Here is an 18,060-nt window from a genome sequence, read left to right on the forward strand (position 1 = left end):
GGGCGGGGCCGCCGGCTTGCTCGCGGCCGGGCGCGCCCGCGTAAAGCGGGGCTTGCGCCGCCCGGCTCCGGTCTTCTTGGTTCTGGGAGTCGGCATGTTTCAAACGTCAGGTCAGGCGGCCAGGGAGGACCAGACCGGTTCGCCGTGCCGGACGGCCCGGCCGGTCGCGTCGAGCTTCAGCCCTTCGTCCCGGATCAGGGCAGCCAGCACCGGTGGCGGCAGCTCCCACTGCTGCGCTTCCCGCAGGAAGAGGGCTTCCAGGCTCGACCGGGACCGTCCCTCGAGCTCGTAGCCGAGCGAGGCGAGCCAGCGGCAGATGTCCGGGTCGGTGGTGAACATGGCGAAACGGGTTTGGGATGGATCAGGGGAAACCGGTGGGAGGGGCCTCGGGCCGGCGCTCGGCCAGGCGGAGGCGCGCACTCCGCGCCCGGGGGTTGGCGGCCCGCTCGGCGTCGCCGGGCAGAACCGGGTGACGCGTCAACTCCCGCCAGGGGGAAAGCAGGTTGCCGTAGAGGTCCCGGACCGGGCGCCCCTCCAGGTTGCCGTACCGGAGCATCCGCTTCACCCGCCGGTCTTCGAGCGAGTGGTAGCTGATGACGGCGAGGCGACCGCCGGGACGCAGCACCCGGGCCGCACCGGCCAGCAACCGTTCCAGGGCCTCCAGTTCGCCGTTGACGGCGATGCGGATGGCCTGGAAGACCCGGGCCAGGGTCTTCACCTCGTCCCGGGCCGGGGTGACGCGCCGCACGACGTCCGCCAGTGCCGTCGTCGTTGCCAGCGGCCGGGCCGCCACGATGGCCCGGGCGATATGCGCCGCCCGGGGCTCCTCGCCGTAGACCCGCAACACCCGGCGCAGCGCCTGCTCTTCCCAGGCGTTGACGACGTCGCTGGCCGTGTAGCCGGTGTGCGGGTTCATCCGCATGTCGAGCGGCCCCTCGGTCCGAAAGCTGAAGCCCCGTTCCGGCGTGTCGAACTGGTGCGAGGACACCCCCAGGTCCGCCAGCACGCCGTCCACGGGCCCCTGCCCGCCTTCGGCCAGCAGCGCTTCCAGCTCGGCGAAGTTGCCTTCGACGAGGTGCAGGCGCCCCCGCTCGATCTCGGCCGGCAGGCGCGCCCGGACGGCCGCCAGCGCCGCGGGATCCCGGTCGAGACCGATGACCCGCCCCCCGGGCGCAAGCACGTCGAGCAGGGCCGCCGTGTGCCCTCCGCCGCCGAGCGTGGCATCCACATACACCCCGTCCGGATCGGTCACGAGGCCCTCTACTACAGCCTTGCAAAGAACGGGCGCATGGTAGCCGGTGGCGTACCGCATCGGGTCCGCCGGCCCCCGTGCGTCGTCATGGTCTGGTTCAGCATGCATCTCATACCCCCATCACCTGCTCGGCCAGCGTCTCATACCGCTCGGCCTTGCTGTTGATGTAGGCGTCGAACAGCTCCGGATTCCAGATCTCGATATGATCGAGGGCGCCGATGATGAGCGCCTTGTCGGTGATCCGGGCATAGTCCATCAGGGTCTCCGGAATCCGGACGCGCCCCTGCCCGTCCAGCGTGACTTCCTCCGCCCACATGAGGATGATCCGCACGAAGTCACGCGACTCCCGCTGGTACAGGTTCAACTGCTCGAACTCATCCTCGATCGCCTCCCACTTGTCAAGCGGATACAGGAAGATGCACTGCTCGAAGCCACGGGTGATGGTGAAGGTGTTCTTGGCCTCCGGGTTCATGGCACTGCGCATCTTGGCCGGGATCGCGACGCGACCCTTGCTGTCGACCGAGTACGATGCCTGTCCTTTGAAGCGCGCCATGATCCCGCGGCCGGTCTTCCCTGCACCCACCGGCGTGGTTCAGAGCTGGGATTTTTCCCCACAATTCCCCACACCTCCCCCAAGGTACATCATGGATCCGAAAAGTCAAGGTTTTCGAGGCGTAAATAAGGATTTTTTCCCACAGAGACCCCCCGAACCCCTCCCTGCACACATCCCACACCCGCCCGAACATATCCACCAAAACAGAAAGGTGATATTATTTACACCTGTTCAAAATATGTCATACACATGTCTGAAATATGAAGTGAAAAAATATTCACCCCGCCGTATTTTGCCCCTGTCCTCCCCGCTGCACATATATCCGTCCTCCCTGTATGAAAGCCCGGCTCACGGAACGCCAGAACGAAACCTTCGAGTTCATCCGTGCCTACATGCGGCGGCACCGGAAGCCGCCGACCCTCCAGGAAATCGGCACGGCACTGGGCGTTCGCTCGGTCAACGCGGTCTCGAAGCTGGTGCGGGCCCTGGAGCAGAAAGGGTACCTGGAACGGGAGGCCCACGCCGCCCGGGGGCTCCGCCTGGTCGACATGGACGAGGACCCCTTCCGCCTGGACGACCCCGCGCCCAGCCTGCTCGTCGTCAGCCGCACCGCCAGCCATGCACCGGAGCGGTTACGCGAACGCCCGAGCGGCTTCCTCACGGTGGATCCCTACTTCCTGCGCGGCGTCCGGGAACCCGAGCACTGCCTCATCGCCCGCGCCGGGGACGACGGCATGAACGGCGACGGCATCCACAAGGGCGACTTTCTGATCGTCGAAGAGATGCGCTGGAAAGACCTGCGGAACGGCGAGGTGGCGGCCGTCCTCATCGAAGAAGCCCTCCACGCCCGCCGGTTCTTCTTCGCCAACGGACGGCTACACCTCCGCCCGGCCGACCGCAACTACACCGAGGAGACGTTTGCGCCGGACGACCCGCGCTGCCACGTCATCGGCCGCGTCATCGGGGTGATGCGGCGCCTCTGAACCCGGGCCCCTCAAACCTTCACGGAGGCGAGCTGGAGCACCTTCTCCCGGCGCGGGCGGCGGGGCGTCTTCACCATGTCCTTTTCCTTCGCGTACGCCACGCACGCCTCGACGAACGACAGGAAGAGCGGGTGGGGCCGCCCGACGACACTCTTGTACTCCGGGTGAAACTGCACCCCGATGAACCACCGCTTCTCCGGCAGCTCGATGATCTCGACCAGGTCGCGCGTCGGGTTGATCCCGGTGAAGTGCATGCCGTGCTCGAGCAGCTTGTAGCGGAGCACGTTGTTCAGCTCGTAGCGATGGCGGTGGCGCTCCTTTACATCGGCCACACCGTAGATGGCGCGGGCGCGCGAGCCGTCGATCACATAGCAGTCGTAGGCACCGAGCCGCATGGTGCCGCCCTTGTCGGCGATGCGTTTCTGCTCCTCCATCAGGTCGATGACCGGATAGGGCGTCTCCGGGTCGAACTCGGTCGAGTGGGCGTTTTCCCAGCGACAGACGTTGCGCGCAAACTCGATGACGGCGCACTGCATGCCCAGGCAGATGCCGAAGAAGGGCAGGTCGTTCTCCCGGGCGTAGCGGATGGCCCGGATCTTCCCCTCGATGCCGCGCTCGCCGAAGCCGGGTGCCACGAGCACCCCGGCCACGTCGCCCAGCACCTCGGCAACGTTCTCCTCGGTGAGGTCGTCCGAAAGGACGTACTTGACCTCCACCTGCACCTCGTGTTCGGCCCCGGCCAGCGTGAAGCTCTCGCTGATCGACTTGTAGGCATCCTGATGCGCGACGTACTTCCCGACGAGCGCGATGCGGACGGTTCCCTTCGGAGACTTGAGCCGGCGCAGAAACTCGATCCACCCCTCCATCCGGGGCTCGGTCAGCTCCCGGTCCGGTCCCAGGTCTTCGGCGATGCGGAGGCGTTCGATGACGATGTCGTCCAGGCCCTCCTCCTCCATCAGCAGCGGCACCTCGTAGATCGACTCGGCGTCGCGGGCGGTGATGACGGCGCGCGGCTCGACGTTACAGAAGAGCGCGATCTTGCGGCGGAGACCATCGTCGAGGGGACGATCGGCACGGCAGACGAGCACGTCCGGCTGAAGCCCGTAGGAAAGCAGCGTCTTGACCGAGTGCTGGGTGGGCTTGGTCTTCAGCTCGCCGGCGGCTTCGAGGAACGGCACCAGCGTCAGGTGTACGTTGAGCGTGTTGCGCACGCCGAGCTCGTAGCGGAGCTGCCGGATGGCTTCGAGGTAGGGCTGGCTCTCGATGTCACCCACGGTACCGCCGATCTCGGTGATGACCACGTCGTAGCGGCCCGTCTCGCCGAGTTTGAGCATCCAGGCCTTGATCTCGTCGATGATGTGGGGGACGACCTGCACGGTCTTGCCCAGGTAGGCCCCGGCCCGCTCCTTCGTGATGACCTCCAGATAGATCCGCCCGGTGGTGACGTTGTTGGCCTGGCTGGTGGGTTCCCCCAGAAACCGCTCGTAGTGGCCGAGGTCCAGGTCGGTTTCGGCCCCGTCGTCGGTGACGTACACCTCGCCGTGCTCGTACGGGTTCATCGTCCCGGGATCGACGTTGATGTACGGATCGAACTTCTGGATCGTCACCCGCAGGCCCCGGGCCTCGAGCAACCGCCCGAGCGAGGCACAGATGATCCCTTTCCCCAGCGAAGACGTGACGCCGCCGGTCACGAAGATGTACTTGGTCTGCACGGTCCCTACCGGTTTGTGTGAAAGCGAAGACCGCCGGATCCGTCTCGCCGCGACGGGGCGATTCCCACAGGCGGTGGGCACGAAAAACGTTCAGAGGTGCCCGCCTAAAATACGGCATTCCCGGATTGTATGGAAGGAACCGCGTGAAGGTTCACCGGACGGACCGTGAAAGTTTGCCGGAAAGCCCGTCTAGGCGGACGCCGCCGGCTTCCGGGCGAGGACGAGCAGCCCCGTGCCGGCCGCGTGCTCGCCGCGCAGGTCGAGGGCATGCAGGAGCATCCCCAGCGGCAACACGGGCAGGTAATAGAGGGGCAGCACCAGCGCAAAGAGCCAGCTTTTCCCGAGCAACAGCATCGGGTACTTGATCATCAGGCGCCAGGCCAGCGCCCCGGGCGGGCCGTACGTGTAGCGGGCGCGCACCGGCTCCAGCCCGGCTTCGCGCAACTTGGCGGCGAGCTCGTCGCGGTTGTAGCCGTCGCGGACGTGCTCCTCGATGAAGCCTTCTTCGCCGGCCGCGTGGACGTCAGAGCCGCCCAGGTCCGAGGGGGTGTTGATGAGCACGTGCCCGCCCGGCCGGAGTACCCGGGCGAAATGGCGGAAGACGGCGCGGTCGTCCTCGATGTGCTCCATCACATCCACCGAGAGGATGAGGTCGAAGGGCCCCTCGGCCTTCAGATCGGTGAGGTCCTCGCAGGCCAGCGTCACCCGGTCGGCACAGGGCGTTCGCGCGAAGAAGCGCCGGGCGTTTTCGAGGTAGTCGTGCTTGACGTCGACGGCCAGGACGCGGGCGTTGGGAAAGGTGCGGGCGATGAAATAGGCATACTGCCCGAAGCCGGTCCCGGCGTCGAGCACGTCGAGGCGGCGCGACGACGGGTAGGCCCCGAGCAACCGCTTCACCTCACGGCGCACGTACCACGACCGCAGGAAGAAGAGGTCGAGGAGACGGTAGAAGAGCTTCTGAAGCAGCGGCCGGCGGCTGAAGAACGCACCGAGCCGGTCCTTGACGGGATCGTATCGCATGGCCGGAAGATACGCCGGAACCGTCAAAACAACACCGGATCAGCGCGGGTAGGTGTCCAGGAGGGCCGCTGCCTGTGCGGCCTCCTCCGGCCGGTGGAGATCGAAGCAGCGGGCGGCGGGAAAACGACAGCCGTAGAGCCCGCTCCCGACCCGGCGGGACAGCACCCGCTCGACGGAAACCGTCTCGCCCGCCGGCAGGGTATCCAGAAAAGACGGCGCACACACGGCCACACCGGCGTACACCCAGGCCGCCTCCGCCGCCGGCGTGGCGTCGCGGAGTGCCGTCACCACGCCCTTTTCTCCCGTCTCCACGATGAGGAAACGCCCGGGCCGCGACGCCCGGACCAGCGCCAGCGTGACCGGGGCTTTCCGGAGAACATGGAACGCGACGAGCCAGTCCGGATCTCCCGTGAAAAACGTATCGCCCCGCCACACGATGAGCGGGGTACGGCGGGCGACCACCCGGACCGCCGCCCCAAGCGCCGCCGTCCCGTCTTCCGGCACGGCGTGCACCCCGCCGCTGTTCCAGCCGGGATGCCCTTCCGGAACACCGGCCAGCACGATCTCGGCGAACCCCCGTACCTGCAGGTAGTGCACGAGAGCGCCCGTCAGGGGCGTCCCTCCTGCGCACAGGACGACGACCGGCAGCTTCTCGCGCGGACGGGTTTCGTTCATGCCGCCTCGATGCGGGGACCTATCCCCTGTCGTACCAGCAAACCTTTCTCCCAGGCACTACGCACCCCGCCGGACGTTCCGCCTGATCGCCGTTCAACGTCCGGCGCCCGGCGAAATCAGCGCTTCGAGGGCTTCGAGGAGGGGCGTCCAGCCATATCTCTGCTTCTCGGTTCGGACACCCGCGACCAGCCGTTCGGACAGGTTCTCCCGGAAGAAGCGCAGGATCGCGCCGGCGAGGGCCCGCGGGTCGCCGGGCGGCACCACCAGGCCGGCCCGCCCGTGCGGCACCACCTCGGCCAGCCCGCCCACGTCGGTGACCACGACCGGCCGTTCGAAGTGGTAGGCGATCTGCACCACCCCGCTCTGCGTGGCAGAAACGTAGGGCTGCACCACCAGATCGGCCGCGGAGAAATAGGTCGCCACGGCGTCGTCCGGTATGTATTCGGCGTGCATCACCACACGGGTCTCGAGGCCGTGGGCGGCGATCTGCTCGCGGTACGGCGCCTCGTCCTCGTAGAACTCGCCGGCCACGACGAGCCGCACGTCGGGCAGCGTGCGGAGGACGTGGGGCAGGGCGTCGAGGAGAACGTGGAGCCCCTTGTACCGGCGCACGAAGCCGAAGAAGAGCACTACCGGCGCCTCGAGCGGAAGACCCAGCGCGGCCCGCGCCGCCGCCTTCGGCACGGGGGAGCCGAACCGGTCATAGACGGGGTGCACCACCTGCCGCACCGGCCCGCGCACCCCGAGAACGGCCAGGTCGCGCGTCACGGCATCGGAGAGGGTGACGTACCCGGCACAGGCCCGGAGGGCATAGCGGCCCAGCACCCGATCCCCCGGCCGTCGCTCGTGCGGCAGGGCGTTGTGCACGACCGCGACCGAAGGGATACCCCGCCGGCGCAGATACCGGACCACGGTGCCGAAAGCCGGGGCGAAGAACGGCATCCAGTACGCCAGCAGGACGGCGGCGGGACGGCGACGGGCGATGTACCGGGCCGTACGAAGCCAGCTCACCGGGTTGACGCTGTCCAGCAGCCGCACGGCCGGCACCGGGTCGGCCGGCCGTGCGGCCTCATACTGCGTCTTACCCGGAAAGAGCACCCGGGGATACTGGCGGGAGAACGTGACCGCCTCGACCGTGTGCCCGCGCGCCCGCAGCCCCCGGTACATCGCCTCCGTGAAGTGCGCGATGCCCCCCCGGAACGGATACACCGGCCCCAGTAACACGAGTCGTTTCCCGGCGGCCGTCGCCATCAGACCGCTTCCGCCTGTTCGTCCGGCAACAGGGCTTCCCGAATCTGGTAGGCCTCGGTGCGCTCCATGCGCGGGCGAACCAGTATTTCACCGATGAGCCCGGTCGTAAACATCTGCACGCCGACGAGGATGAGCAACACCCCGAGCAGCAACAGCGGCCGGTCGCCGATGTAGTTGCCGAAGATGAGCTTGTCGAGGGTGATCCAGAGGCTGACGAGGAACCCCCCGATGAAGGCCAGCGTGCCGAGCGTGCCGAAGAAATGCATCGGACGGGCGGCAAAGCGCGTCATGAACAGCACCGTGAGCAGGTCCAGAAAGCCCCGGATGAAGCGCTCGAGACCGAACTTCGTCCGCCCGTATTGCCGCGGATGATGGGCAACCGGCTTCTCGGTGATACGGTCGAAGCCCTCCCACTTCGCCAGGACCGGGATGTACCGGTGCAGTTCGCCGTAGATCCGCACGCTCTTGACCACCTCACGGCGGTAGGCCTTCAGCCCGCAGTTGAAGTCGTGGAGCGGGATGCCGGAGATAATGCGGGTGATGAAGTTGAAGAACCGGCTGGGGATGGTCTTGCTGAGCGGATCGCGCCGTTTTTTCTTCCAGCCGCTGACGAGGTCGTGCCCGCTTTCGAGGAGCTCGATCAGGGCCGGGATCTCCTCGGGATCGTCCTGCAGGTCGGCATCCAGCGTGACGACGTAGCGCCCGCGGGCCCGTTCGAAGCCGACGGCCAGCGCGGCCGACTTGCCGTAATTGCGCCGGAAGCGCAGCCCCAGGAAGCGGGGGTCGTCCTCATGCAGGCGTTCGATGACCTCCCACGAGCCGTCGGTCGAGCCGTCGTCGACGAGCCACACTTCGAAACGGTACCCGGCCCGCCCGCACACGTCCCGGAGGCGGCGGGCCAGCTCGGGCAGAGAAGCCGCCTCGTCCAGGACGGGGACGATGATGCTCAGTTCGGGGTTCTCCATGCGGCGGAAGGGCAGGCGGCGGACGATCCGGCGGGGCGCCCCCGCCTGCGGCTCAGGCGTCGATGGTGGCGTACTTGGCGTTGCGCTCGATGAACTTGCGGCGCGGCTCGACGGCGTCCCCCATGAGGGTGGAGAAGATCCGGTCGGCGGCCGCGGCGTCCTCGATCGTCACCTGCTGGAGCACGCGCGTCTCGGGGTCCATCGTCGTCTCCCAGAGCTGCTCCGGATTCATCTCCCCGAGACCCTTGTAGCGCTGGACGACGACCTTGCCGCGCCCCGCCTCGTTCATCTCGCGGACGATGGCCTGCATTTCCTCGTCGGTCCATGCATAGCGCTCGTCCTTGCCCTGCTTGACCTTGTAGAGCGGCGGCAGCGCCACATAGATGTGGCCCTGCTCCACGAGCGGGCGGAGCTGCCGGTAGAAGAACGTCAGCAGAAGCGTGCGAATGTGGGCCCCGTCCACGTCGGCATCCGTGTTGTGGCAGCAGAGGCCGCCGATGCCGGCGACGAAGTTTTCGTCCGCCTCCACGGAGAAGTCGTACACCTGCCCGTTGGTGGCTTCGACTTCGGTGATGGCCCGGATGGGCACCGCGATCAGATCGCCGCCGATCGGCTCGAACGAGCGGTTGACCGAAGGGTGGGGGCTGTCCAGCCGCGCTTCGATGGCGTCGCTGCCCGGCAAGCCGGCCCAGACCGGCTGCAGGCGTTCGAGATCCTCGCGGGCCGTCACCGTCACGGACCAGCACCGATGCCGGGTCTGGCACGGAGCGCCCCGGATCTCACGGACCACCCCGTCGGGATCCCGGCTCGAGAGGGACGCCACGACCCCCAGCGACGAGAGCAGGTACATCAGGCCGCTGGCCAGATCGCGGGAGACCGTGGAGAACGAGAGGCGCCCGCCCGTCACCGTCCCGTCGCCGAGAAGGTAGCCCCGCAGGAACGCCCTGCGCAACGGCTCGGACACGTTGAACACGAGATCGGGAATGGTTTTGGTCGCGGCGGTGGCGCCATCGAACCCGAAGACGTGTTGCCAGACGAGGGCCACCACACGGTTGACCAGCTTCATCTCTCCGGCACGTCCGTTGGGTTCGTACACGCGGGGGGGAAGCCCGAAGACCCGTTCGAGCGCCTGGCGCATCTCCGGCAGCACCTGCCGGTTCCGCTTACCGATGGTCCAGCGCACTCCGCCGCGCTCCGAGCAGGACCCTTCGGCCAGGTAGAAGCCGAGCAGGGTCATGAGGTCGGGCGTAACGGGGAGATAGCGGGGGATACCGTGCGTCTGGTAGTGTACGGGCGTCAGCATCACGTCGTCGCGCCCGTCGAACCAGTCCAGGTCGGAGGCATCGAGGTCGGCGAGGCACACGTAGGGCCGCACCCGGTTGGCCGGCGCGCCCCGGTACTGTTCGTCCCAGGTGCGGTCCAGCCGGCTCGGTCCCACCTCCACCTCCTCCATCACCGTCTCCACGTCGGCGCCGATCGCCGTGAGGTAGGCCTGCCAGTGGTCGAGCTGCGGGCGCGAGGTGCCGCGCTCCCAGGCGTAGAACGTCGCGGGCTGGCGGATGCCGATGGCTTCACAGAGATCCCGGTTCGTCCGCCCGGAAGCGCGCCGCAGGGCGGCCGTCCGGTGGCCCACCGCCTCGGGGACGCTCACCCGCGGGGCCGTCATGGCCGGCCGGTCTTCATACTCGGCCCGTACGCGTGCCCGGTACCATGCCTCAACGCCGGCGCCGCGCACCCATACCTGGCGAGCCGCCTCCGGCACCGCGTGCAGAAGCCGCAACAGGTCGAGGGCCTCCGGGGCCTGTGCCGGGAGCGCCAGCCGGCGCGGAGCCACCACCCGATCCCCGACGCGCAGGGCGTCGCCGCGCTTGAGCCGCACCGCGCCGTCCTCGTAGACGAACACGCTGTGGCTGGCCGTCACCCGCACGGAGCGCCCGTAGGCCGTCTCGACCTGAAAGAGCGGCTCGTCCACCGGGTGCCGGATCACGCTTTTGATGGGCCGGAAGCGCACCTCATGGGTGTCCACGTCGAAGCACAGGACGTCCCCCAGATCCTCGCCGGAGCGCTTGTCGTAACCGTCGCCCGCCGGGCCGGGCAGCGCCTCATCGATGAACGCGCCAATCTTGACCATGCGCACGCCCTGTGGGCCGCGCACGAAGACGTGTTCTTCGGCGTCCACGCTCATCAGGATGATCTTGTGGTAACGCAGGCCGGCGAGGTCGAAGTCTTCGGACGTAGTGGCCAGCCCGGTGCCGAGCGCCGTGACGATGTTTTTGATCTCCTCGTTGGCCAGCACCTTGTCCAGCCGGGCTTTTTCGACGTTGAGGATCTTGCCGCGCAGCGGGAGGATGGCCTGGAAATGCCGGTCGCGGGCCTGTTTGGCCGAGCCCCCGGCGGAATCCCCCTCCACCAGATAAAGCTCGCACACGGCCGGATCCCGGGAGGCGCAGTCGGCCAGCTTGCCGGGCAGGCCGCCGCTGCCGAAGGCACTCTTGCGCTGGACGAGCTCGCGGGCCTTCCGGGCGGCGGCGCGGGCCTGGGCCGCCAGCACCACCTTGTCGATGATCTTCTTCGCCTCCCGGGGATGATCTTCCAGCCAGATCTTCAGCTTCTCGCTCACGAGCGACTCGACGGCACCCTGCACCTCGGAGTTGCCGAGCTTGGTCTTCGTCTGCCCCTCGAACTGCGGCTCGGCCACCTTGACCGAGAGCACGGCCGTGAGCCCCTCGCGAAAGTCGTCGCCGGAGAGCTCGAACTTGACGTTCTTGAGCAGGTTGTTCTGCTCGGCGTACGTCTTGAGCGTGCGGGTGAGGGCCCGCCGGAAGCCCGAGATGTGCGTCCCCCCCTCGTGCGTGTTGATGTTGTTGACGAAGGAAAGCACGTTCTCGGTGTAGCCGGCATTGTACCGCATCGCCAGCTCGACGGGCACCTCGGCCTCCTCGTCGGCGATATAGATGGTTTCTTCGATGATGGGGGTGCGCGTCTCGTCGAGGTAGTCGACGAACTCGACGATACCGCCTTCGAAGTGGTACTCTTCGCGCCGGAGGTTCTCGTCTTCTTCGCGCCGGTCTTCGATGGCGATGTAGACGTTTCGGTTCAGATAGGCGAGCTCGCGCAGGCGTTCGGCCAGGGTGTCGAACCGGAACTCGGTGGTCTGGAAGATGGAGCCGTCGGGCCAGAACTGCACCTCGGTGCCCGTCTCCTCGCCGGGCTCGAGCGGGCGGATCTGCTCGACCTCGGTGATGGGATGCCCTTTCTGATAGCGCTGCCGCCACACGTAGCCGTCCCGCTTCACCGTGGCGATGAGTTCGGTGGAGAGGGCGTTGACGCACGAGACGCCGACACCGTGCAACCCGCCGGAGACCTTGTAGGTGTTCTTGTCGAACTTGCCGCCGGCGTGCAGGGTGGTCATGACGACCTCCAGGGCCGAGCGCCCTTCGGAGGGGTGGATGTCGACCGGGATCCCGCGCCCGTTGTCCCGCACGGTGACCGAGCCGTCCTCGTTGATGATGACCTCGATGCGGTTGCAGTAGCCGGCCAGGGCCTCGTCGATGGCGTTGTCGACGACTTCATAGACGAGGTGGTGCAGGCCCCGGATGCCCACATCGCCGATGTACATGGCCGGGCGTTTTCGCACCGCCTCCAGACCCTCCAACACCTGGATGCTCTGGGCACTATAGCCGTTGGTTCGCGCTTCGGATTGGCTCATAAAACGTTGCGTGATAGACAGGGGAATCGGTTCGACGGCGACGACGCTTTCCGGAGACGCGCCCTGCCGCAAGCCGATCTGGAACGCGCCAGAGGGGCCTCGTGTTCTTGGAAGAAGGGCTTTTTTGCGGGCGGCTCCGCGGCGTCACCCGCGCTCGGCGAGTTCGGCGCGCAACCGGGCCGTAAAGCGGAAGGCTTCGGGCAGGAAACCTGCCAGGGTGTCTTCGAACGGCGTGCCCGCCTCGAGCAGGGCCTCCGCCGACCGCTGCAGCACCCGGGCCCGCTCCACGAGTGTCTCGGACACGGCGGGGTACAGGCTCATCAGGCGCTGGTGCACGAGATGGAGGAGCCGGGCAAGCCGGCGCAGGGCCATCAGGTCCTCGAAACGGCGCACGAGCCCGGGCAGGCGGGGTTCGTCGGGGGCCGGCAGGCAGGCGAGGCGTCCCTGGAGTTGCAGAAGGATCGCATCCACCCCGCGGGCGGCATCCCACAGAAAAGGGCGGACGATCCCCGCCGCTTCCTGGGCCGCCGGATCTCGCCCGGCCCGCCGCTCGATCATGTCTTTCCAGACCTCGGCCGCCGTCGAAAAAGAAGCCAGGAGCACCATCGTTCTCAAGACGGCTGCATCGGCCGGAGACCGGTCTTCGGCGTCCATAGGCATACGGATCGTTCCCGGGGAAAGCGGTTGCCCTGCCGGCCGGATACCGCCGCACGGGCCGGCCATGTCAGACTTCCAGGTAGCGCATGAACTCCTGGATGCGGTAGAGGAAGTCCTCGTCGTCCTCGTCTTCGCCGAAGCTGGCCACGACGTGATAGCCCTGGTGCTCGAGCATGTGCCGGACCCGCGCGGCATCGGTGACGTTGAGCTTGACCGTCACCCGTCGCTTGCCGTCCGGATGGGCATTGGCCGGCTCCGTGGAGATGGACAGCACCCGGACGTCGTTCTGTTCGATCGTGTAGATGAGCTTCGAGAGGGCATAGTCCCGCGGCTCGATCTCGAGCGAGAGGATGGCCCCGGTCTCGTTGGTGGACAGCATCCGGGCGAACTGTTCGAAGAGGTCATGCCGCTGGACGAGCCCGACGTACCGGCCGGTGGCATCGGCCACCGGGAGGGCCGTCATGTCGTGCTCGATCATGAGCTTCGTGGCGTCGAAAATGTGGGTATCCGGGCGGGCCGCGACGGGCTCCGGCCCCATCATGGTGCCCAGCCGGACGTCGGGCCCGGCCGTCTCGAGAAGCTGATCTTCCGAAACCACACCAAGCAGCTTCCGCTCGTCATCGACCACGGGCAGATGACGTACCCGAAACTCCATCAGCAACCCCAGCGCAAACTCGACCGTGTCGGTCGGTTTCAGCGGCGGCGTCGCCTGGCTTATGAGATCAGCAATGTTCATGTTAGCAAGAGCAGGCAGGCATGTCGGCTCGTCAAAGTGGATGCATTGCTTTGCAGCCTCGGACTACCCTTTGTTTCATCAAGCATCGTGCCGTTTCTCGGAAGGGCTTCTGGGAGCGCCCGTCCACGGCATGCGCTCACCGGGATTTACAAAATGCATCGGCCAAGCGCAAGCACTTCTAAATGCCCCTGTCCCGAAAGGGGAAAATTTACAATCGGGAGGCGGCCCGGTGCGTGCCCGCCGGGAGGCCGGCGCCCTGCACGGCCGCTTCGGGCAGCGGGCGCAGGCCGGCGTAGGCCTCCAGCGCCGGCTTCAGATCGAGAAAAACGCGGGGGCTGGCGCGCAAATGGAGCCGGGCGACGGGCAGCACCTCCCTGCCGTCCTGTGCATACAGGTAGGCCTCGGACACCACGTCGGCGACCTGCCGGAGGTGGGCCAGCGTACGGGCTTCGGCCACCGGCACGTAGACCACCCGTTCGACGTAGTCGCGCTCGATCAACGCGAGCAGCTTCTGTTTGAGTTCCCCGAGCCCGATGCCCCGCAGCGCCGACACGAAGGCGCTCTCCGGGTATTCCTCGCGAAGGGCGCCGAGCAGGCCGTGCTCCCGGAGTGCGTCTATCTTATTGAACACCAGCAGCGCCGGTTTCTCATGCGCCCCCAGCTCCTTCAGGGTTGCCTGGACGACGCGGATCTGATCCTCGAAGCGCGGGTGGGTGGCATCGACGAGGTGCAACAGCACATCGCTCTCGCGCACTTCGTCGAGTGTGCTCTTGAAGCTTTCGATGAGCCGGTGGGGGAGTTTGCGGATGAAGCCCACCGTGTCGGAGAGGAGCACCTGTTTGTTCGGCGCCAGGGCCACCAGGCGCGTGGTGGCGTCGAGTGTGGCAAAGAGACGGTTCTCGGCCAGCACGCCGGCATCGGCCAGGGCATTCATCAGCGTGGACTTACCGGCATTGGTATAGCCCACGAGGGAGACGCGGGTGAAGGCCTCGCGGCGCTGGCGCTGGGTGGTCCGCTGCCGGTCGATCTCTTCGAGGCGGCGTCGGAGCGTGGCCATGCGATAGCCGATGAGGCGGCGGTCCGTCTCAATCTGCGTCTCACCCGGCCCCTTCGTGCCGATGCCCCCTTTCTGCCGGGAGAGGTGCGTCCACTGCCGGGTCAGTCGCGTGCGGAGGTAATCGAGCTGGGCCAGCTCCACCTGCGTCTTGGCCACGGCCGTCTGGGCACGGCTGGCAAAGATGTCGAGGATGAGGGCCGTGCGGTCGACGAGCTTGCACTGGAGGGCCCGCTCCAGGTTGCGGATCTGCACGGGCGAGAGGTCGTCGTCGAAGATGACCAGGTCGGTGCCCCGCTCGGCGACGAGGCGCCGCAGGACTTCGACCTTGCCCTTGCCCACATACGTGGCCGCGTTGATGCGGCTGAGCGACTGGGTGACGCGGTCGGTGACGTAGGCCCCGGCCGTATCGGCCAGCAGCTCGAGTTCGTCCAGCGAGTCCTCGGTCTCCCACCGGCTCTCCCCGGGTTTGATCACCCCCACGAGGATGGCGGACTCGCGCGTACGTTGCTGGGTTGAATACAATACTGCACCTGTTTGGTGAAACATCACACATGGCCCGGCCGCGGCTGCCGGGCCTAGCCTTCGAGGGCCTTCTTGCCGTAGGCCTGCTGTACACGGTACTCGATCCGGGCGTCGATCTTGGCCCGAACGATCCGGCGGAAGGCTTCCTGATGCGCATCCGGCACCGGCACCTCGAGCCGGCCGCGGCGCCCCCGTTCATCCACGTACAGGAAGACGAAGCAGCGCTTACCCCGGTCCTCCGCCTCGAAATAGTCGGCAATCTGGACCCAGGCGACGGCCCGGCGCGCCCGGCCAACCCCGCCGATCAGGCCGGCCTCGGTTACGAGAAAAGTCGATGCAAAGAAGACCCCCGTGAACCAGAAGATCCCTCCCACCAGATAGCCCGCAAAGATGCCGGGAGCGATGACGTGCCCCGTCAGGTCCGTATAGACCATGCTGCCGCCGACGAACGCCATGAAGCCGAGCGGCCACAGCGGCAGGCCCCAAAAACGCCCCGTGCGCCAGGCGAGCAGAACATGACGCACCCGGAGCCGGCTCATCACGTTGATGAGCATCAGCATCGACGTCACGCCGATGAAGCCGCAGAGAAGCAAGATGTGGAGGGTGGCAAACACGGCAGGGATTCCGCGTTTTGCGAAAGACGAAGACCCCGGAGGGCCGTCGTGGCACGGGAGAGACCCGTTCGGGTCAGGCCGGCACGGACTCGGGCCGCCATTGCCGCGCCACAAACATCTCGGCGACCAAAAATACCAACGCGAGCAGCAGGAAGACGTTCCAGAGTTCGACGCCGGTCCGCCCGGCCACGAGGGCTTCGGCGACGGCCTCCCGCCCGCCGGGCACGGCCAGTACCTGCACCCGGGTTCCGGTGTGCTCGGACAGCCGGGCGGCGGCCTCGCCGGGCGGCAGCCGTTGCAGGTCGGACTCCCGCGGGTCCAGGTTGAACGCCACGCGGCGCACCAGGGCCTCGCCGGCCCGGATGTCGTAGATACCCGGCTGGCGCACCGTGGCGTCGAGTTGCAGCAGGACGGCCCCGAAAAGGTTGCGTTGCTCGGGTGTGAACTCCTGCCCGTCTGGGCCCACGAGCCGCAACGCCACGTCTTCGGGTGCTCCGGCCAGCCGCAACGTACCCGGCCGGCCGACGGTCAGTTGCCCCGCGCCGGTGGTTTCCCCCGCCGAGAGATAATACATCGAACGGTAGAGCAGGGGAATGAACAGGCCACGCACCGGCAGGTCACTCCAGCGCGGATCCGGCGCGACGCCCAGCAGAAACGCCGCGCCCCGGCCGTGCCGCAGCTCCTGGAGAAACGGTACGCCGCTGGAAAGCCGGATGAGGGTCTGCTCGGTGGCGCTGCCGGGCACATAGTCCATCACGAAGTAAAACTCCGGGCTCTCGACCCGTCGCTCGCGGCGGAGGGCGGCCGGCTCGAAGACGCCCTCGAAAAGCGGATGCTCGAGGTCCACGCGGTCGAAGGTGGCCACGGGACGTCCGGGGCCGAGCTCGCCGCTGAAGCCGGTGAACCGGCCGCCGCCGAGACCGGCCAGCAGGGCGTTGTAGTCTTCGGCCCGGGCGCTGGCCCCCGGGAAGATCATCAGCCCGCCGCCGGCCTCGACGTACCGCACCAGCGCGGCGACCTCACCGCTCGAAAGGGTCCGGGGCCCGACCAGGATGACGGCATCGTAGACCCCGAGGCCGGTGGCGGCCAGAGCGCTCTCCGGAATGACCTCGGTCTGGAACGCCAGGCGTCCCGGTGCCAGCTCCGGTGAAAGCGCCAGCTCGATGTAGTCGGTCCGTTGCTCTTCGCCGCGTACGAGGAGCAGCCGCCGCCGTGCCGGCACGTGCAGCGTGAAGTGGCGGGCGTTGTCGTACTCGAAGGCGTCGTCCTCGATCTGCACGAGCCCGGCCAGCCAGCCGCGTTGCTGGGGGGTTACGGTGAAGGCGACGTCCGTGGCCGCGCCGGGTTCGAGGTCGACGGCCGCCTGCGCCACCCGCTCGCCTTCGAGGAAAACGCTGGCCACGTAGTCTTCGAGGCGCGACGTGCCGTAGTTGACCAGCGTGGCTTCGAGACGCACCGGCTGCCCGGCCTCCACGATACGGCTGACGACACGGACCTCCGTCACGGCGACGTTGGGATAGGCACGGGTGCCGACCGGCAGCAGGGCCACCCGGATCTCGGCCGGCCGCGTGACGCGGCCATCTGGCACCTCCGTCCCGGCCGAGTCGCCCAGCGTCGTCCGCTGTAAATCCGACAGAAGGTAGATCTCCCTGTTGAGCTGGGGCGCTCCGGCGAGGAGCCGGGCCGCGCGGTCCAGGGTGTGTGCCAGCGTGGCCGCGCCCGGATGCACCTCCACGCCGGCCAGTGCATCGAGGGCCGGCCCGGGATGCTGGTAGGCCACCGGGTCGGCCGGCGATGACTCCGCCGTCATCAGCAGCGTCACCTCGTCGCCGGGCGCCATTTGCTCGATGATACCGGCCGCCAGCGCCCGGGCCTGATCGAGGTAGCTGCCCTGCTCATCCCGCAGCGCCATCGAGAGCGAGTTGTCCAGCACGATGACCTGCGCCGTGGCGGCCCGCCCGCCGACCGTCCCCGCCAGGTCGCCCGTCAGCGTGGGACGGGCAAAGGCCAGCACGAGCGACGCAATGGCCAGCGTCCGCAGGGCCAGCAGCAACCACTGTTTGATCCGCACCCGCTGCATCGTCGTCTGCTGCAGCTCCTTCAGAAAGGCGAGTGAGCTGAAATCCACCCGCTTCGGACGGCGAAAGTTGAACAGGTGGATGATCAGCGGGATCGCCGCCGCTACCAGGCCGATCAAGAGCAGCGGGTTGAGGAACGTCATGGCACAGCACGAAGAAAAGGGGACGCCCGGAACCGGGCGGGATGCGGCATCTGCACACCGCGACGTGCTACTTGAGCGGGCCGCCGGCTGTTCCACGACCGTCCCTTGCCCGCATCCGCGTCCGGAACCGGCC

General features: G+C 67.5%; 15 protein-coding genes. 1 reads left to right on the top strand and 14 read right to left on the bottom strand.

Going from position 1 to position 18,060, the window contains the following annotated elements:
• Positions 1–111: 111 nt before the first annotated feature.
• Genes GQ464_RS09240 through mraZ form a run of 3 tightly spaced genes read right to left on the bottom strand, consistent with a single transcriptional unit; the run spans position 112 to position 1,805 of the window.
• The gene (locus GQ464_RS09240; RefSeq protein WP_166978431.1) at positions 112–339 is read right to left on the bottom strand and encodes a hypothetical protein; all 228 of its coding nucleotides are present in this window, start codon (positions 337–339) and stop codon (positions 112–114) included.
• A 22-nt stretch (positions 340–361) separates the two neighbouring features.
• Positions 362–1,360 (bottom strand): 16S rRNA (cytosine(1402)-N(4))-methyltransferase RsmH, encoded by a 999-nt coding sequence (gene rsmH, locus GQ464_RS09245; RefSeq protein WP_166978433.1) that lies wholly within the window; start codon positions 1,358–1,360, stop codon positions 362–364.
• A gap of 1 nt (position 1,361) precedes the next feature.
• Positions 1,362–1,805 carry a division/cell wall cluster transcriptional repressor MraZ gene (gene mraZ, locus GQ464_RS09250; RefSeq protein ID WP_166978435.1) on the bottom strand — a complete coding sequence of 148 codons (444 nt, stop codon included), beginning with the start codon at positions 1,803–1,805 and terminating at the stop codon, positions 1,362–1,364.
• 335 nt (positions 1,806–2,140) lie between these two features.
• On the opposite strand from mraZ, the gene GQ464_RS09255 reads away from it, so the two are divergent.
• Positions 2,141–2,788, top strand: coding sequence for a LexA family protein (locus tag GQ464_RS09255; protein ID WP_166978437.1), 648 nt, complete (start codon positions 2,141–2,143; stop codon positions 2,786–2,788).
• 11 nt (positions 2,789–2,799) lie between these two features.
• Here the strand turns inward: GQ464_RS09255 and GQ464_RS09260 are convergent, their stop codons facing one another.
• The 11 genes from GQ464_RS09260 to GQ464_RS09310 all read right to left on the bottom strand — a co-directional run bounded on the left by GQ464_RS09260 (position 2,800) and on the right by GQ464_RS09310 (position 17,927).
• Positions 2,800–4,500, bottom strand: a complete 1,701-nt coding sequence (locus GQ464_RS09260) for a CTP synthase (protein WP_166978439.1) — start codon at positions 4,498–4,500, stop codon at positions 2,800–2,802.
• A gap of 189 nt (positions 4,501–4,689) precedes the next feature.
• Positions 4,690–5,520 carry a class I SAM-dependent methyltransferase gene (locus GQ464_RS09265; protein WP_166978441.1) on the bottom strand — a complete coding sequence of 277 codons (831 nt, stop codon included), beginning with the start codon at positions 5,518–5,520 and terminating at the stop codon, positions 4,690–4,692.
• Positions 5,521–5,559: 39 nt separating this feature from the next.
• Positions 5,560–6,195 carry a nucleotidyltransferase family protein gene (locus GQ464_RS09270; protein WP_166978443.1) on the bottom strand — a complete coding sequence of 212 codons (636 nt, stop codon included), beginning with the start codon at positions 6,193–6,195 and terminating at the stop codon, positions 5,560–5,562.
• Between the two features lie 93 nt (positions 6,196–6,288).
• On the bottom strand, positions 6,289–7,446 hold the full coding sequence (locus tag GQ464_RS09275) for a glycosyltransferase (RefSeq protein WP_166978445.1): 1,158 nt from the start codon (positions 7,444–7,446) through the stop codon (positions 6,289–6,291).
• Complete coding sequence (locus tag GQ464_RS09280; RefSeq protein ID WP_166978447.1) at positions 7,446–8,411, bottom strand: glycosyltransferase family 2 protein; 966 nt, start codon at positions 8,409–8,411, stop codon at positions 7,446–7,448. The genes GQ464_RS09275 and GQ464_RS09280 overlap by 1 nt, the downstream gene beginning before the upstream one ends.
• A gap of 52 nt (positions 8,412–8,463) precedes the next feature.
• Positions 8,464–12,120, bottom strand: coding sequence for a DNA gyrase subunit B (locus GQ464_RS09285; RefSeq protein ID WP_166978449.1), 3,657 nt, complete (start codon positions 12,118–12,120; stop codon positions 8,464–8,466).
• A gap of 144 nt (positions 12,121–12,264) precedes the next feature.
• Positions 12,265–12,774 (bottom strand): hypothetical protein, encoded by a 510-nt coding sequence (locus tag GQ464_RS09290; RefSeq protein WP_166978451.1) that lies wholly within the window; start codon positions 12,772–12,774, stop codon positions 12,265–12,267.
• Positions 12,775–12,844: 70 nt separating this feature from the next.
• Complete coding sequence (locus GQ464_RS09295; protein ID WP_166978453.1) at positions 12,845–13,513, bottom strand: CBS domain-containing protein; 669 nt, start codon at positions 13,511–13,513, stop codon at positions 12,845–12,847.
• Between the two features lie 208 nt (positions 13,514–13,721).
• Positions 13,722–15,092, bottom strand: a complete 1,371-nt coding sequence (gene hflX, locus GQ464_RS09300; protein ID WP_228350747.1) for a GTPase HflX — start codon at positions 15,090–15,092, stop codon at positions 13,722–13,724.
• Between the two features lie 53 nt (positions 15,093–15,145).
• On the bottom strand, positions 15,146–15,706 hold the full coding sequence (locus GQ464_RS09305; RefSeq protein WP_166978457.1) for a hypothetical protein: 561 nt from the start codon (positions 15,704–15,706) through the stop codon (positions 15,146–15,148).
• A 73-nt stretch (positions 15,707–15,779) separates the two neighbouring features.
• Positions 15,780–17,927, bottom strand: coding sequence for a BatA domain-containing protein (locus tag GQ464_RS09310; protein ID WP_166978459.1), 2,148 nt, complete (start codon positions 17,925–17,927; stop codon positions 15,780–15,782).
• Between the last annotated feature and the right edge of the window lie 133 nt (positions 17,928–18,060).

This window comes from Rhodocaloribacter litoris, assembly GCF_011682235.2.
GTDB classification, from domain to species: Bacteria; Bacteroidota; Rhodothermia; order Rhodothermales; family ISCAR-4553; genus Rhodocaloribacter; species Rhodocaloribacter litoris.

What these genes read in the sequence shown, in the direction of transcription:
- GQ464_RS09240 (WP_166978431.1), bottom strand. Translation starts at nt 339, where the DNA reads ATGTTCACCACCGACCCGGACATCTGCCGCTGGCTCGCCTCGCTCGGC.
- rsmH (WP_166978433.1), bottom strand. Translation starts at nt 1,360, where the DNA reads ATGCATGCTGAACCAGACCATGACGACGCACGGGGGCCGGCGGACCCG.
- mraZ (WP_166978435.1), bottom strand. Translation starts at nt 1,805, where the DNA reads ATGGCGCGCTTCAAAGGACAGGCATCGTACTCGGTCGACAGCAAGGGT.
- GQ464_RS09255 (WP_166978437.1), top strand. Translation starts at nt 2,141, where the DNA reads ATGAAAGCCCGGCTCACGGAACGCCAGAACGAAACCTTCGAGTTCATC.
- GQ464_RS09265 (WP_166978441.1), bottom strand. Translation starts at nt 5,520, where the DNA reads ATGCGATACGATCCCGTCAAGGACCGGCTCGGTGCGTTCTTCAGCCGC.
- GQ464_RS09270 (WP_166978443.1), bottom strand. Translation starts at nt 6,195, where the DNA reads ATGAACGAAACCCGTCCGCGCGAGAAGCTGCCGGTCGTCGTCCTGTGC.
- GQ464_RS09275 (WP_166978445.1), bottom strand. Translation starts at nt 7,446, where the DNA reads ATGGCGACGGCCGCCGGGAAACGACTCGTGTTACTGGGGCCGGTGTAT.
- GQ464_RS09280 (WP_166978447.1), bottom strand. Translation starts at nt 8,411, where the DNA reads ATGGAGAACCCCGAACTGAGCATCATCGTCCCCGTCCTGGACGAGGCG.
- GQ464_RS09285 (WP_166978449.1), bottom strand. Translation starts at nt 12,120, where the DNA reads ATGAGCCAATCCGAAGCGCGAACCAACGGCTATAGTGCCCAGAGCATC.
- GQ464_RS09290 (WP_166978451.1), bottom strand. Translation starts at nt 12,774, where the DNA reads ATGGACGCCGAAGACCGGTCTCCGGCCGATGCAGCCGTCTTGAGAACG.
- GQ464_RS09295 (WP_166978453.1), bottom strand. Translation starts at nt 13,513, where the DNA reads ATGAACATTGCTGATCTCATAAGCCAGGCGACGCCGCCGCTGAAACCG.
- GQ464_RS09310 (WP_166978459.1), bottom strand. Translation starts at nt 17,927, where the DNA reads ATGACGTTCCTCAACCCGCTGCTCTTGATCGGCCTGGTAGCGGCGGCG.